The 14270-nt window shown below is 68.8% G+C and carries 14 protein-coding genes and 2 pseudogenes; 8 read left to right on the forward strand and 8 right to left on the reverse strand.

The features are described 5' to 3' along the window. Positions 1-38 precede the first annotated feature (38 nt). The 3 genes from YS110_05910 to murB form a co-directional block, all read right to left on the reverse strand. On the reverse strand, positions 39-1076 hold the full coding sequence (locus YS110_05910; GenBank protein UJB64317.1) for a FecR domain-containing protein: 1038 nt from the start codon (positions 1074-1076) through the stop codon (positions 39-41). After that, a complete protein-coding gene (locus tag YS110_05915) occupies positions 1073-1606 on the reverse strand; it encodes a sigma-70 family RNA polymerase sigma factor (GenBank protein UJB64318.1) in 534 nt (177 codons plus the stop codon). Before YS110_05915 ends, YS110_05910 begins: the two co-directional genes overlap by 4 nt. Positions 1607-1769: 163 nt before the next feature. Next, positions 1770-2846 carry a UDP-N-acetylmuramate dehydrogenase gene (murB, locus tag YS110_05920; GenBank protein ID UJB64319.1) on the reverse strand — a complete coding sequence of 359 codons (1077 nt, stop codon included), beginning with the start codon at positions 2844-2846 and terminating at the stop codon, positions 1770-1772. Between the two features lie 63 nt (positions 2847-2909). Between murB and YS110_05925 the strand changes: the two genes are divergently transcribed. From YS110_05925 to YS110_05935, 3 genes are all read left to right on the forward strand, one after another. Further along, a complete protein-coding gene (locus YS110_05925; GenBank protein UJB64320.1) occupies positions 2910-3395 on the forward strand; it encodes a YajQ family cyclic di-GMP-binding protein in 486 nt (161 codons plus the stop codon). A gap of 167 nt (positions 3396-3562) precedes the next feature. After that, on the forward strand, positions 3563-4150 hold the full coding sequence (locus YS110_05930) for a TIGR02281 family clan AA aspartic protease (protein ID UJB64321.1): 588 nt from the start codon (positions 3563-3565) through the stop codon (positions 4148-4150). 20 nt (positions 4151-4170) lie between these two features. Next, positions 4171-5187, forward strand: a complete 1017-nt coding sequence (locus tag YS110_05935; protein UJB64322.1) for a phosphodiesterase — start codon at positions 4171-4173, stop codon at positions 5185-5187. Between the two features lie 124 nt (positions 5188-5311). Here the strand turns inward: YS110_05935 and plsY are convergent, their stop codons facing one another. The 3 genes from plsY to ybaK form a co-directional block, all read right to left on the reverse strand. Further along, complete coding sequence (gene plsY, locus YS110_05940) at positions 5312-6067, reverse strand: glycerol-3-phosphate 1-O-acyltransferase PlsY (protein UJB64323.1); 756 nt, start codon at positions 6065-6067, stop codon at positions 5312-5314. A 78-nt stretch (positions 6068-6145) separates the two neighbouring features. Continuing rightward, the gene (locus YS110_05945) at positions 6146-7336 is read right to left on the reverse strand and encodes a GGDEF domain-containing protein (protein ID UJB64324.1); all 1191 of its coding nucleotides are present in this window, start codon (positions 7334-7336) and stop codon (positions 6146-6148) included. Positions 7337-7356: 20 nt separating this feature from the next. Next, positions 7357-7869 (reverse strand): Cys-tRNA(Pro) deacylase, encoded by a 513-nt coding sequence (ybaK, locus tag YS110_05950; protein UJB64325.1) that lies wholly within the window; start codon positions 7867-7869, stop codon positions 7357-7359. A 62-nt stretch (positions 7870-7931) separates the two neighbouring features. On the opposite strand from ybaK, the gene YS110_05955 reads away from it, so the two are divergent. From YS110_05955 to YS110_05965, 3 genes are read left to right on the forward strand one after another with little or no spacing between them, the layout of a single operon-like run. Further along, a complete protein-coding gene (locus YS110_05955) occupies positions 7932-8483 on the forward strand; it encodes a DUF2975 domain-containing protein (GenBank protein ID UJB64326.1) in 552 nt (183 codons plus the stop codon). Positions 8484-8503: 20 nt separating this feature from the next. Then, on the forward strand, positions 8504-8719 hold the full coding sequence (locus YS110_05960; protein ID UJB64327.1) for a helix-turn-helix transcriptional regulator: 216 nt from the start codon (positions 8504-8506) through the stop codon (positions 8717-8719). Then, positions 8716-9354, forward strand: coding sequence for a hypothetical protein (locus YS110_05965; GenBank protein UJB64328.1), 639 nt, complete (start codon positions 8716-8718; stop codon positions 9352-9354). The genes YS110_05960 and YS110_05965 overlap by 4 nt, the downstream gene beginning before the upstream one ends. A 21-nt stretch (positions 9355-9375) precedes the next feature. Here the strand turns inward: YS110_05965 and YS110_05970 are convergent, their stop codons facing one another. Further along, positions 9376-10437 (reverse strand): aldo/keto reductase, encoded by a 1062-nt coding sequence (locus YS110_05970; GenBank protein ID UJB64329.1) that lies wholly within the window; start codon positions 10435-10437, stop codon positions 9376-9378. Positions 10438-10521: 84 nt separating this feature from the next. On the opposite strand from YS110_05970, the gene YS110_05975 reads away from it, so the two are divergent. Beyond that, the gene (locus tag YS110_05975) at positions 10522-11451 is read left to right on the forward strand and encodes an alpha/beta hydrolase (protein UJB64330.1); all 930 of its coding nucleotides are present in this window, start codon (positions 10522-10524) and stop codon (positions 11449-11451) included. 243 nt (positions 11452-11694) lie between these two features. Here YS110_05975 and YS110_05980 read toward each other — a convergent pair. Further along, positions 11695-12749, reverse strand: a pseudogene (locus YS110_05980) (IS5 family transposase). 904 nt (positions 12750-13653) lie between these two features. On the opposite strand from YS110_05980, the pseudogene YS110_05985 reads away from it, so the two are divergent. Continuing rightward, positions 13654-14250 (forward strand): annotated as a pseudogene (locus YS110_05985) (hypothetical protein). Positions 14251-14270: the final 20 nt, after the last annotated feature.

A 14270-nucleotide genomic window follows, 5' to 3' on the forward strand; every position in this document is an offset into this window, starting at 1 on the left:
CGAGGCGCAGCGAACCGGACAGGTTGATACAAATCGTTTCAACCAGGCGGCGTGCGCTGCGCCAGCTCGATGCGCACGGCCTGGCGGCCCCAGAAGCGGGTGACCGTGCGCACCTCCAGCCCTAGCACGGCGCTGAGCGCCTCGAGCGCCTTGGCGACGTCGTCCGTGGGGTACGAGCCCGAGACGCGCAGGTGGGCCACGGCCGGGTCGCACGCCAGCGGCGTGCCGCTGTAGCGGCCCAGCTCGGCGAGGAAGTCGTCCAGCCGCATCGACAGCGCCACGAGGGCGCCGCGCGTCCAGGCGGTATCGGCCTGGGCGGCGGGCCCGGGCGCGGACACGTCCGTGGCGCCGAAGCGGGCCTGCTGGCCGGCCTGCAGCCGCAGCGCGGGCGCGCCCGGGCTGCGGGGCCGGATTTCCACCGCGCCGTCGTACACGGCCACGCGCGCGTCCTGCGCCCCCTGGCGCACCGTGAAGCGCGTGCCCAGGGCACGCACCTCGCCCTGCGCGGTTTCGACCAGGAAGGGGCGCGGCGCGGGCCGCCCGTCCCTGGCGGTGGTGACGAGGATCTCGCCCGCCACGAGCACCAGGCGGCGCTCGGCGGCGCCGTAGCGCACGTCGATGGCGCTGGCGGTGTTCAGTTCCACCCGGGTGCCGTCGGGCAGTGTGACCACGCGGTGCTCCCCCACGGCGGTGCGGTGGTCGGCCAGCGCCTCGCGCCAGGGCGTGCGCTGGTGCACGGCCCAGGCGCCCCCCGCGCCGAAGGCCAGCACGGCCAGCGCCTGCACCGCGCGGCGCCGGCCGCGCGCGGCCTCGCCCGCCAGCTTGGCCTGCGCCACGGCCGAGGCGAAGGGCGAGGCACCGCCCTGCAGCGTGCGGCCCACGCGCTCGATGCGCTGCCAGGCCCGCTCGTGCACGGGGCTGGCGGCGCGCCAGCGCAGCCAGTCCTCGCGCAGGCGCGGCGCGGGCCCGGGGGTTTGCAGGTCGAGGAACCACTGCACGGCCTCGCGGGCCGCTGCGGGGGTGATGGAGGCGTCCGGGCCGTTCGTCCCGTCTTGTGGCGCGGCTGCGGTATTCATGCCCGCGCGCGGCCCAGCACGTCCGCGAAGAAGCAGGTTTCGGCGGCCTGGGTGAGGTAGCGGCGCACGGTGCGCTCGGTCACGCCGAGCCGCTCGGCAATCTGCGCCTGCGTGAGCCCGTCGAGCTGGCTGAAGAGGAAGGCGCGCTTGGCGGGCACCGGCAGGCCGTCGAGCAGCGCGTCGATCTCGCACAGCGCCTCCAGCAGCAGGGCGCGCTCCTCGGGGGAAGGCGCCAGCGCCAGCGCCTGCGGCAGGTGGCGCAGTGTCTCCAGGTAGGCACGCTCCAGCTGTTCGCGGCGCCAGTGGTTGGCCAGCACGCGCGTGGCCACGGTGGTCAGGAAGGCGCGCGGCTCTTCGACCGCCAGCGCCTCCGTGCGGCCGAGCAGGCGCAGGAAGGTGTCGTGCGCCAGGTCGGCGGCGGCGAAGGAGTCGCCCAGCCGCCGGCGCAGCCAGGCCTTCAGCCAGCCATGGTGGTCGGCATAGAGCCCTTCGATGCACTGCTGGCGCAGCGTGGTGTCGGTGGTTGGCACGGCGTGGACCTCCAATGCAGTCGGGCCGCGCGTGGCGTGTGGTGCGCCATCGAACCGATGCAAACAAGAATTAGTATCAATTCTAGCGAAATCGAGGAAAAACCAGCCAAAACGGCCTCCAGCCCTTTGCCAGAAAGCGCAAGCAGCTACTAAAACAGGAGTATCAGACCACCACCGGCTCGGGCTCCAGGCGGATGCCGAAGCGCTCGTACACGCTGGTCTGGATGGCACGCGCCAGCGTCATCACCTCGCCGCCGGTCACGCTGTCCGAGCGCGTGCCGCGGTTGACCAGCACCAGGGCCTGCTTTTCGTACACCCCGGCGCGGCCCACGGTCTTGCCCTTCCAGCCGCAGGCGTCGATGAGCCAGCCCGCCGCCAGCTTGATGCTGCCGTCCGCCAGGGGGTAGTGCACGATCTTCGGGTCGCGCGCGATGATGTCCTGGCACTGCTCGGGCGTCACCGTGGGGTTCTTGAAGAAGCTGCCGGCGTTGCCGACCACCGCCGGGTCGGGCAGCTTGGCGCGGCGGATCTCGCACACCCAGTCGAAGATCTGCCGCGCCGTGGGCTGGGCCACACCGCACTCCTGGCGCTTGCGCTCCAGGTCGAGGTAGCCCAGCGCGGGGCGCCATTCCTTGGGCAGCGCCAGGCGCACGTGCGTGATGACGGCACGCCCGGCCAGCCCCATGCCCCGGGGCAGGCCCGCACCCTCGTGCTCGGCCAGGGGGGCGGCGTGCTTGAACACCGAGTCGCGGTAGCCGAAGGCGCACTGCGCAGCGTCGAGCGTGAACGGGCGGCCGCTGGCGAAGTCCACCGCCACCAGCGAGTGGAAGCGGTCCTGCAGCTCGACGCCGTAGGCGCCGATGTTCTGCACCGGCGCCGCGCCCACGGTGCCGGGGATGAGCGCCAGGTTCTCCAGCCCGGGATAGCCCTGCGCCAGCGTCCAGGCCACGGCGTCGTGCCAGGCCTCGCCCGCGCCGGCCTCGACGATCCAGGCCTTGCCGGTTTCTTCGAGCAGGCGCAGGCCCTTGATCTCCATCTTCAGCACCACGGGCTTGACGTCGCCCGTGAGCACGATGTTGCTGCCCCCGCCGAGCACGAACAGCGGCTGGCGCGCCAGGCGGTGGTCGGCCAGCAGCGCCTGTAGGTCGTGCGCCGAACGCACGCGCACCAGGGTGTGCGCGCGCGCGGCGATGCCAAAGGTGTTGCAGCTTTGTAAGGGGACGTTTTTCTCGACTAACATCGGCCGGATTGTCGCACCCGCCCCTGGCGGGGCGTTTGTCCAGAATCCGCCAGGAGTCACGCCATGCCCTCTTTCGATACCGTTTGCGAAGCCAACCTCGTTGAAGTGAAAAACGCCGTGGAGAACACGGCCAAGGAGATCGGCACGCGCTTCGACTTCAAGGGCACGTCGGCCGGCATCGAGCTGAAGGACAAGGAAATCACCCTGTTCGGCGACGCCGATTTCCAGCTCCAGCAGGTGGAGGACATCCTGCGCAACAAGCTCACCAAGCGCAGCGTGGACGTGCGCTTCCTCGACGTGCAGAAGCCACAGAAGATCGGCGGCGACAAGCTCAAGCAACTGGTCAAGGTGAAGAACGGCATCGAGTCCGAGCTGGCCAAGAAGATCCAGAAGCTGCTCAAGGAAAGCAAGCTCAAGGTGCAGGCCGCCATCCAGGAGGACAAGGTGCGCGTTACCGGTGCCAAGCGAGACGACCTGCAGACGGCGATGGCGCTGATCCGCAAGGAGATCGACGACACGCCGCTGTCGTTCGACAACTTCCGCGAATGACCATCGCACAACCCCCTGAGCGGCTGCGCCGCTTCCCCCTTCTCTCGCGTTGCTGCGCAACGCGGGAAGGGGGACGACGCCCGCGCGGCGGGGCGGCCCTTGCGCGGCGTCTGCTGAGGTGGGGCGCGCCAGTCAGTGCCGCCGCGCTCCTCGCCATCCTTGTTTCAATGCCGCTGCGGGCGAACGCGCAGGCGGTCGCCCTGAGCGGGGTGCTGGGCAGCAAGGCGCTGCTGGTGGTCGATGGCAGCGCGCCGCGCGCCGTGGCGGCGGGCGAGGCGCACAAGGGCGTGCAGGTCGTCTCCGTGGGGCGCGAGGAGGCCGTGGTGCTGGTGGGCGGCGAGCGCCGCATGCTGCGCCTGGGCGAGTCGCCGGTGAGCGTGCGCAGCGCCGTGCAGCGCGTGGTGCTGCAGGCCGACGCGCAGGGGCACTTCGTCCACCACGGCCGCATCAACGGCAAGGCCATGCAGTACATGGTGGACACGGGCGCCAGCGCGGTGTCGATCGGCCAGAACGACGCCGACCGCATGGGTATCCGCTACCGCAGCGGCCAGCCAGTGCAGATGCAGACGGCCAACGGCGTGGCCTCGGGCTGGCGCCTGCGGCTCGACTCGGTGCACATCGGCGACGTGGAGCTGCGCGGCGTCGAGGCCATCGTCACCCAGCAGTCCATGCCCTTCGTGCTGCTGGGCAACAGCGTGCTGACCCAGTTCAACATGACCCGCAGCGGCAACGAAATGGTGCTGGAAAAGCGCTGAACCCCTCCCCTTCCCCCGCCATGCACCCGCGCGACCACGCCACCCCCGCCGACGACCAGTACGAGGATCTGCTGGGCCTGTGGTCCGACCTGGAGTCGGCGCTGTCGGTGGTGCTCGCGCGGCCGCTGCAGGTGCAGGAGTTCGCCGCCAAGGTGCAGCAGGTCGACCGCTGGCTGCAGGACCTGGTGGCGCACGACATCGACGCCGCGCTGTACCTGATGTTCCAGCTTGCCACCACCTCGACGGTAGGCTACAGCGCCTCGCACGCGCTGGTGTGCGGCACGCTGTGCCACATCCTGGCGCTGGAGCTGCGCCTGCCGCAGCCCGAGCGCGACAGCCTGGTGCGCGCCGCGCTGACCATGAACATCGCCATGACCGCGCTGCAAGACGTGCTGGCCGAGCAGCGCGAGCGCCCCAGCGCGGCGCAGCAGGACGCCATCCGCAACCACCCGCACGAGAGCCAGGCGCTGCTCACGCGCCTGTTCATCAAGGACGCCCTGTGGCTCGACGTGGTGGGCCAGCACCATGCGGCGCTGCCCGAGCGCGTGCCGCTGGCGCAGCAGCCGGCCAAGGACCGGCTCACGCGCATCCTGGGCACCATCGACCGCTACGCGGCCATGATCAGCCCGCGCAAGTCGCGCGCCGGGCGCAGCGCCACCGATTCGGTGCGCGCCATCGTGGGCCAGGAGAATGCGCTGCGCGACGAAGTGAGCTACACGCTGGTGCGCGCCGTCGGCCTGTGCCCGCCGGGCACCTTCGTGCGCCTGGACAACGGCGACATCGCCGTGGTGCTGCGGCGCAGCGACAAGGCCAACCACCCGCTGGTGGCCAGCATCATCGACGCGCGCGGCGAACACCGCCACGAGCCCCGGCTGCACCAGACCGCCGTGAGCAAGCCGCGCGTGCAGTCGGCCCTGGCGCGCTCGGCCGTGACGGTGGAGCTGAACCACCGCACCATGGTGCGCCTGGGCCTGTACGCGGCCCAGCACAGCCAGGAGCTGCGCAGCATGGTCACGGTGCCCGGGGCGCTGCACTAGGCGCCATGACAAGCGCCGTGCCCGGCGGCTCAGCCTGGGGAGAAACTTCTTTTTTGATAGCTTCCAGCGCTTGCCCCATAAGGGATGGGGCCGTTTTTCATGCCCAAACCCTGTACGGCGCCTCTCAGCGCGGCTGCTTCGGGTGGCGCCGGCCGTGCTTGGCCGGCTTCGGAGGATGCGCCGCCGCCGCGGCGGCCTCCGGGGCCTTCTTCTTGCCCAGCCTGGACTCGGTGCCCGCCAGCAGGCGCTGGATGTTTTCCTTGTGCCGCCAGCCCAGCAGCGCCGCCATGGCCGCCATGGCCACGGCAATGGGCGTCTCGGCGTACCACAGCGTGCCGCCGCCCAGCAGGTAGATGACCGGCGCGCACACCGCCGCCACCAGCGAAGCCAGCGACGAATAGCGGAACACCACGGCCACGAACAGCCACACCAGCCCCGCCGCCAGGCCCAGCCAGGCGCTGAAGCCCAGCAGCACGCCCAGCGCCGTGGCCACGCCCTTGCCGCCTGCAAAGCGGAAGAACACCGGCCACAGGTGGCCCAGGAAAGCCGCCAGCCCCACCAGCGCGGCCGTGCCCTCCTCCAGCCCGTAGGGCTTGCCGAACCACTGCACCAGCGCCACGGGCAGCCAGCCCTTCACGGCGTCCAGCAGCAGGGTGACGGCGGCGGCGGCCTTGGAGCCCGAGCGCAGCACATTGGTTGCGCCAGGGTTCTTGCTGCCGTAGGTGCGCGGATCGGACAGGCCCATGGCCCGGCTCACGATCACGGCGAACGACAGGGAACCGAGCAGGTAGGCGGCGACAGTCGCCAGGGCGGAATAGGCAAGGGACACGCGATGGCTCTCTCGAAAGCGGGCGGTTGGAAGGGTGGCGGAGCCGCGCATGGGGCAGGCGCTGGTTTGGAACACGCCCCCGATCGCGGCGCGCCATTTTGCCATCCGCCGCGCCCCTGGCCCGCAGGATCAGGCCGCCGCGCCGGGAGCTGCGGCAGAGGCATCGTGCCCCCGCTCGATGCGGTTGCGCCCGGACGCCTTGCCCCGGTAGAGCGCCGCGTCGGCCTCCTGCATGGCCGCGTCGAACCCGTCCAGGCCGTGAAAGGCGCGCGCGATCCCGATGGTCACGGTACAGCGCAGCGGCACCTTGGCACCCGGCACGGGCACCGCCTGCTGCGCGATGGCGCCGCGCAAGCGCTCGGCCAGGCCCATCACGCCCGCGTCGTCCGCGTCGAGGCAGACGATGACGAACTCCTCCCCGCCCGTGCGGCTGGCCAGGTCCCCGCGCCGCAGCGCGTCGCGCAGCACCTCGGCCACATGGCACAGCACCACGTCGCCGGCCTTGTGGCCATGGGCGTCGTTGATGCGCTTGAAATGGTCGATGTCGAGCACCAGCAGGCGCGCGGGCCCTGCCGCACGCGCGCTGAAATGCCCCTCCAGCCCCGCCAGCAGGCCGCGCCGGTTCAGCAGCTGCGTCAACGGATCGCGCGCCGCGGTGGCCCGCAGCGCATCGGTCAGGCGGCGCAGCACCAGCCAGATCATGGATGGCGCCAGCACCGTGGCCAGGAAGGACATGTAGATATAGAACACGACCTGGAAGGGGTGCCCCATGTCCAGCGCCGCCAGCCCGCCCTGGGCCACGCGCAGGCACTTGATGGCGTTCAGCACGCCCAGCCCGCCGCTGAACAGCGCGAAGAACGCCATCTCCACGCGCAGGTCCTTCGCCACGCCGCGCATGGCGTGGACCACGCCCCCGGCCATGGCCGCGAGGAGCAGCGCCGAGGCGAGCGACAGCATGGCATAGCGGGCGACCGGGCCCAGCAGCCACTGCACCAGCACCTGCGCCGCCGTGTAGGCCAGCGCCAGCATGCACAGGGGTTTCAGCAGGGGCGTGGAGCGGCCGAAGAACCGCATGCCCCCCACCCCATAGACCATGGGCACGCACAGGGTCAGCGTATGGTTGGCCACGCTCAACGCATCCCAGGCCGGCGGGCCGCCCAGCAGCTGCAGCACATAGGCCAGCCCCAGCATGGCATTGCCGACGGCGAAGGCGTCCATGCCGAGCTTGCTGCCCTCCAAACGTGTGCTGATGAGCCAGAACATGACGGCAAAGCACAGCAAATGCACGCACAGCATGCCGACGATGACGGTTGCGACCATGGAGCCTCTCGCCGTGCGGCCTACCCGCGCCCGGGGGACTCGTCGCCCAGCGCGCACTGTACGGGCCGCGCGCCCAGCAACTGCACGCACACCTGCGGGTCGATCTGCACCAGGAAGCCGCGCCGCCCGCCGTTGATGGCGATGCGCGGCAGCTGCAGGATGCTTTCCTCGATGAACACCGGCATGGCCTTGCGCGTGCCGAAAGGCGAGGTGCCGCCCACCAGGTAGCCGCTGTGGCGGCTGGCCACCTCGGGCTTGCACGGCTCCACGCTCTTGGCGCCGATCTGGCGCGCCAGGTTCTTGGTGGAGACCTTGCAGTCGCCGTGCATGAGCACGATCAGCGGCCTGGCGTCCTGGTCCTGCATTACCAGCGTCTTGACCACGGTGTGTTCGTCCAGCCCCAGTTGGCGCGCCGATTCGGCCGTACCACCGTGCTCCACGTAGTCGTAGGGGTGCTCGGTGAATGCCACCTGGTGCTGGCGCAGCACCTGGGTGGCGGGGGTTTCGCTGACGTGGACGTTCTTCTTGCGCATGGCCTCAATTTTTATTGTTTTACAATAAATTTTTATCGAATCAATTGCACAATCGATTCACCATGGACTATACGCCAGCCCTCCCGGACGCGCCGCTGCGGCGCCATGCGCGCATCGCCCGCGCCTTGATCGTGCTGGGTGCGGCGCTGCTCGCGGCCCTGCCCCCGGCCTTGCTGCTGCTGGGCGAGGCCGGCATTCCCCCGGGCCAGGCCGATAGCCTGCTGGGCCTGCCCGCCATGCCGCTGGACGCCGGTGCGCGCTGGCGCACCGCCCTGGCCAGCCTGCTGCCGGTGGGCGGCGGCCTGTACGCCCTGCGCCAGCTATGGGTGCTGTTCGGCGCGTACAGCCAGGGCCGGGTGTTCTGCGCCACCGCGCAGCAGGCGCTGCTGCGCTTCGCCTGGGCGGTGCTCGGGCTGGCGCTGGCGCTGCCGCTGGCACGCGCGCTGATGTCGGTGGCCGCGAGCCTGGGCAACGCGCCGGGGCAGCGTTTCGTCAGCCTGAGCCTGTACTGGCATGACGGCGTGCATCTGCTGCTGGGGCTGGCGCTGCTGTCGATCGCGCATGTGATGGCCCAGGCGCAGCGCCTGGCCAACGAGAACGCTGGCTTCGTCTGAGAAGGTTGAACGAACCCGCCATGGCCATCATCGTGCACCTGGACGTGATGCTCGCACGCCGCAAGATGCGCTCGCGCGAGCTGGCCGAGCGCGTCGGCATCACCGAGCAGAACATCTCCCTGCTCAAGAGCGGCAGGGTGCGCGGCGTGCGCTTCGACACGCTGGAGCGCATCTGCGCCACATTGGAATGCCAGCCCGGCGACCTGCTGGAGTGGCGCCCGGACGGCACGCCATGACGACGCCCTCCTCCGCCGGCACCCGGCGCCTGGGCTGGGCACTGGCCGGCGCCGTGGCCCTCCACCTGCTGGCGCTGTGGCTGCTGCGCGATGCCCTGGGGCCGCGCCAAACACCCGCCACCGGCCAGGCACGGCCGCACATGGTGTGGGTGGAGGCAGCGCCCCGCGCCACGATCGCCACCGGACCTGCCGCCCCGCCCCGGGCCCTGCCCATGCGCCGGGCAGAGGAAAGCACCAGGCCACCACCCCGCCGGCCATCGCCGAATGCGCCAGCACGCCACACGCCGCCCGGCATGGAAGCTGCCCGCGCAGAAGCCGCCGAACCCGCTGGCACAACCGCCGCCGCGCCACCACCAGACGCAGGACACGGCCCGGGCAGCGCAACCGCGCAGTTCCTGGACGCCCCGCACAGCCAACGGGCCTTGGCCCGGGCAGCGCGTGCCGCCACGCCGGCGGCACAAGCCATGCAGGCCCTGCCGCACGGCGGCCTGAGCACACAAGAAAAGCTCACCCATGGGCTGCAGCAGGCACGCCATGGCGACTGCGCCAAAGGCGAATTCAAGGGCGGCAACATGGGGCTGCTGAGCCTGCCCGCGCTGGCCGCCGCCGTGGCCCGGGGCGAATGCAGCCGCTGAGCGCCTCCCGGCCGCCCGGCGTTACTGCGCCGGGTCGCGCAGCGCCCAGCGGATGCGGTCGATCTCGGCCAGCAGCTCGGGCGACAGGGTGGTTTGCCAGGCATCCAGGTCTTCATCGAGCTGCGCACGCGAGGTCACGCCGATGATGGTGCTGGCCACGCGCCAGTTGCGGTAGCAGAAAGACAGCGCCATCTGCACCGGCGTCAGGCCATGGTCGCGCGCCAGCTGGTTGTAGCGGCGCGCCGCCGCCAGCGCCTCGGGCCGGCCCCAGCGCTGCTGGCGTACCGAGGCGTAGCGGGCCAGGCGCGCAGCCTGGGGTGCCGCGGCATCGGCCGGGGCATGCACGTCGAACTTGCCCGTGAGCAGGCCAAAGCCCAGGGGCGAATAGGCCAGCAGCGACACGCCCAGGCGGTGGCAGGTTTCGTCGAGCGCGTTTTCCCAGCTGCGGTTGACTAGGCAATACGGGTTCTGCACCGAGGCCACGCGCGGCAGGCCATGCTGCTCCGCCAGCCGCACGAACTCATGCACGCCATAGGGCGTCTCGTTGGACAGGCCCACATAGCGCACCTTGCCCGCGCGCACCAGCCGGGCCAGCGTGTCGAGCTGCGCGTGGATCGGCGTTTGCGACGCCTCCTTGGCAGGGTCGTAGTGCAGTTGGCCGAACATCGGCACATGGCGCTCGGGCCAGTGGATCTGGTAGAGATCGATCATGTCCGTCTGCAGCCGGCGCAGGCTGGCCTCGCACGAGCGCACGATGTCGTCCGGCGTCAGGCCCTTGCCCTCGCGGATCCAGGGCATGCCGCGCGACGGGCCCGCCACCTTGCTCGCCAGCACCACGCGCTGGCGCACGCCCGGCCGGCTGGCGAACCAGCGCCCCAGGATGGTTTCGGTGGCGCCGCAGGTCTCGGCACGCGCCGGCACGGCATACATCTCGGCCGTGTCGAGAAAGTTCACCCCGCGCGCCAGGGCGTGGTCGAGGATGGCGTGGGCCTGGGTCTCGTCCACCTGCTCGCCAAAGGTCATGGTGCCCAGACAAATGGGCGACACGCGCAGCGCGCTCTGCCCCAGGGAAATGCTGTTCATACGTATGATCTCCTGCGCGCAGTGTACGGACTCCCTCCGATGCCTGCAGACATAAGCAAACACCCTCTCCCCCACCACGCGCCCATGTACCAGCCGCAACGCCCCAGCCGCTCCGAAACCCTGCACATCCGCGGGCTCGACTACCACGTGCGCCTGTGGGGCCAGTCCCAGCCCGGCCAGGCCCCGCTGGTGCTGCTGCACGGCTGGATGGACACCAGCGCCTCCTACCAGTTCATGGCCGACGCGTTCAGCGACGCCTTCGCGGCGCAGCGCCTCATCGTCGCGCCGGACTGGCGCGGCTTCGGCCACACCACCCTGCCCTGGCCCTGCGACAGCTTCCACTTCGCCGACTACCTGGCCGACCTCGACCTGCTGCTGGACCACTACGCCGGCACCCAGCCCATCGATCTGGTAGGCCACAGCATGGGCGGCAACATCGCCATGGTCTACGCGGGCGCCCAGCCCGCCCGCGTGCGCAGCCTGGTCAACCTGGAAGGCTTCGGCCTGCCCGCCACAACGCCCGCCGACGCGCCGAAACGCCTGGCGCAGTGGCTGCGCGAACTACGCCAGCACCGCGAGGGCGCCATGGCGCTGAAAGACTACGACAGCGCCGACGGCGTGGCCCAGCGCCTGACCAAGACCAACCCGCGCCTGCCCGCCGACAAGGCCGCCTGGCTGGCACGCCACTGGGCATGCCAGGGCGCCAACGGCCGCTGGGCCATCATGGGGAACGCCGCACACAAGGTCGTCAACCCCCAGCTCTACCGTGTGGAAGAAGCCAATGCACTCTACGCCGCCATCACCGCACCCGTGCTGAGTGTGCAAGCCAGCGACGACAGCCTGGCCGGGTGGTGGAAGGGCAAATACAGCTTGGCGGAATACCACCAGCGCTTGGCCCACGTGCGCCGCTGCAGCACCACCACCGTGCAGGACGCAGGCCACATGCTGCACCATGACCAGCCGCAGGCGGCGGCGCGGCTGATCGAACAGTTCGCTTTGCAAGCGGTTGAATGAATCGACCTGGCACAGGCCAAGATTGGGGCTTGGCGCCAAGACTATAACGGGGAACCTCTCAATACCCGGGCTTTCTATCAGAACCGGCTCAAGCGGCAGCTTCGATGCGAACGCAGGGTGAACCCAGCACGCTTTCACGCGTTGCCGCCTCACGCAAGGTCTTGGATGGTGGTCGCAGGCGAGCGACTCGATTGCCCGCCGCCAGGCTTTTTGGCGCTCGATGGCCCCGTTGAGGCCCTGCGCCTACGCCTGGGCGTGTTTGTAGAACGAGTCCACGCCCTTGTGCAAGAACATCGCCAGCCGCTTGATGTTGTAGCACGCAGCCATCATCGTCATCGCCACATCCGCGCGCGCCTGCCCTATGGTGCGGATGAACTTGCCTCCCAGGTGCCGGATCCCGGCGAACACGTGCTCGACCTTGGCCCGCTTTCTGGCGATGCGTTGGTTTCGCCGCTTCTGGCATTCACTCAGAGGCTGGTCTTTGCCCGCCCTGCGCTGTATGCCATCGCGCCAGCCCAATACCTTGAGCATTTCCTGCCTGCGCTTGGACGGGTAGGCCTTGTCGGCGTAGACATCCCGCCCGGTGTTGTCTTCGTCCAGCACTTCTTCAAAGTGGTGGCCGTCGTGCTCGCTGGCTGTGCCGGTGGCGATCTTGCGGATGAAGCCGTGCTTGAGGTCCACGCTCACACTGAGCTTGTAGCCGAAGTGGCTCTTCTTGCCGTGCTTGCTGGTGTGCGTGGCATCCAGGTCCTTTTGCCTGCGCTTGGCTTCGTTCCAGTCAGGCGCCTTGCCCTGGGCCAGGCGTTCCTTGTCTTGCTTGCCGATGTGCTGGCGCGGGGCTGGCACCAAGGTGGCATCGATGGCCTGTCCTCCCGGGCGATGTAGCCATGGCGCTGCAACTGGGCATCCACGCCTTGGAACAAGGCCGTGGCGCCGTCCACCCCGATGCGCTGGGCGAAGCGCCAGATGGTGTTGCGGTCGGGGATGTTCATGGCATCCTGCAGCAGGCAAAAGCGCTGGTAGCTCATGCGGTCCAGCAATTGGTACTCCATCTGCTCATCCGAGAGGTTGTACAGGCGCTTCAAGACCAGCACGCGCACCATCACTTCGCTGGGGTAGGCGGGCCGTCCACCCTTGCGGCCGTCGCCCCGTGCAAGAAGACCATCCACCAGCGCAGCCAGTTCGGCGAAATCGATGTGCTGGGCGATGGTCTGCAGCGGGTCACCCACCTCGTCGATCTTGCGCTGGCGCGAGGCGTCGGCGAACAGGTCGAACTTCAGGGCACTGCGAGGGCTGATCATGTGGCGGTCAGGACAGGTGTAAAGGGCTCTGGGTTGAGCAGTGGGGTTTTGAGAGGTTCCCAACGAGAGTCGCCACCCACTCTGCGCTGGAGTGGGCGACACCTGCCGAATTCGCCCGCCAATGCAGGCTGCAGTCGGCCTTGGCGAATTCCGAGGGAGCGGAAGTTTCTACTTCTGAGTCACCGTCTTGGAAGTCAAGCACCGTGAAGCGATTTGTCCCAAGGTTTGCCGGTAACCAGAACACTTGCCTACCTCGGCGTGTCGCTAGACATCATTGATCGCTGCCAAAACCACATCTTGCCTGGTTCCAAGGTGCGCCGCCACTATTTGCACCATCAGTACGCCGCTGAGACTCGCACGGCCTGGAGAAAGCTAGGCAAGCACATAGAAGCTGTCTTGGCAGAACCGACTACGTATAGCGATCCTCGATGAAATCCACCCACAGAGAAACCGACGAGTCAGACCGAATAGCCTAATTGGGTCTGACAGCAGACGCTCAGGGTCTTTGGCAAGGCTCTGCCTGACCCATCCTTAGAACGCTGCAGATCGCATGAAAGCTGCGCAACTATGACCTTAACGGTCTGATCGGCGGCGGCACTTAGCAGACTGCGCAACTCAAACCCAAACAGTCTTTCCCGAACCTAGCCGTAGCGGCAAGACTTGCTTTGCCAGCCTTCTCACATCAACCAAGCCGATGGATCATCATACCCGCTCTGCTTACGAATTGATACAGGCGATTGCAGGCTCGTAGCGCGAAGGAAATCCAACCCCTGCGCGCACCTTAGCCGCGACCGCCCACGGCAAGCACGAATACACCGCTTAAGGTCATGTGAGGCTGCGCCCGCGCCTGCCCCACAAGTAAGTCGGATGTTTCAAATCAACATCAATCAGGTGGGGTCGCATGGACAATTCGCTCTCTCCCAAGAAACGTGTCAAGGTGTTTTACAGCCCCATCGAAGCAGCCATCCGATGGACTGGCCTTTCGCGCCAGGAACCGCGCATCCTCCTGGCCCTGGTGGATACCCGCCTGCCGGAGCAGGCCGACTTTCCGCGCTGGCAACAGCTTCTGCTGAACGCGGAGCGCATCCAGGACGCGTTGGTGCACGGCGACTTGCCATACGGCAAGAGCGGCATCACCACCAACGACCCGGCGCTTCTCGAGGACCCCGACCTGACCATCCGCCATGTCGACCTGCGGGCCTGGATGATCCGCTTCTATCCGGATCAGCGGCCAGGCTTCCTCTTCGACGCCTTCGAACGGCATCTCCATCCCGCAGTCAGCATGGACGCCGTCAAAGCCCTTCTCATGGACCGAGAAGCCCTGAAGGTCCAGCTCGCCGATCGGTTGCGGGCCTGGGATGCTCTGCATGCCGAGTTCGAGACGCTCACCGCAGCCTACGAGGCCAGCGCGACCGAGGACAAGCATGTCGCCGATCTGGGGCCCCGCAGCGAATCGACCTACCTGAACATCGTCGGTGGATTGCTGACCCTGCTGCTAGTCTTACTGTGTCAAAAACG

Origin of the sequence: Acidovorax sp. YS12, from assembly GCA_021496925.1 — a bacterium.
Lineage (GTDB): Bacteria > Pseudomonadota > Gammaproteobacteria > Burkholderiales > Burkholderiaceae_C > Paenacidovorax.

Bases quoted from the DNA above. Each gene is read 5' to 3' on its own strand.
- plsY (UJB64323.1), bottom strand. From the start codon at position 6,067: ATGCGCGGCTCCGCCACCCTTCCAACCGCCCGCTTTCGAGAGAGCCAT.
- ybaK (UJB64325.1), bottom strand. From the start codon at position 7,869: ATGCGCAAGAAGAACGTCCACGTCAGCGAAACCCCCGCCACCCAGGTG.
- YS110_05970 (UJB64329.1), bottom strand. From the start codon at position 10,437: ATGAACAGCATTTCCCTGGGGCAGAGCGCGCTGCGCGTGTCGCCCATT.
- YS110_05955 (UJB64326.1), top strand. From the start codon at position 7,932: ATGGACTATACGCCAGCCCTCCCGGACGCGCCGCTGCGGCGCCATGCG.
- YS110_05925 (UJB64320.1), top strand. From the start codon at position 2,910: ATGCCCTCTTTCGATACCGTTTGCGAAGCCAACCTCGTTGAAGTGAAA.
- YS110_05945 (UJB64324.1), bottom strand. From the start codon at position 7,336: ATGGTCGCAACCGTCATCGTCGGCATGCTGTGCGTGCATTTGCTGTGC.
- YS110_05975 (UJB64330.1), top strand. From the start codon at position 10,522: ATGTACCAGCCGCAACGCCCCAGCCGCTCCGAAACCCTGCACATCCGC.
- YS110_05960 (UJB64327.1), top strand. From the start codon at position 8,504: ATGGCCATCATCGTGCACCTGGACGTGATGCTCGCACGCCGCAAGATG.
- YS110_05930 (UJB64321.1), top strand. From the start codon at position 3,563: ATGCCGCTGCGGGCGAACGCGCAGGCGGTCGCCCTGAGCGGGGTGCTG.
- murB (UJB64319.1), bottom strand. From the start codon at position 2,846: ATGTTAGTCGAGAAAAACGTCCCCTTACAAAGCTGCAACACCTTTGGC.
- YS110_05965 (UJB64328.1), top strand. From the start codon at position 8,716: ATGACGACGCCCTCCTCCGCCGGCACCCGGCGCCTGGGCTGGGCACTG.
- YS110_05910 (UJB64317.1), bottom strand. From the start codon at position 1,076: ATGAATACCGCAGCCGCGCCACAAGACGGGACGAACGGCCCGGACGCC.
- YS110_05935 (UJB64322.1), top strand. From the start codon at position 4,171: ATGCACCCGCGCGACCACGCCACCCCCGCCGACGACCAGTACGAGGAT.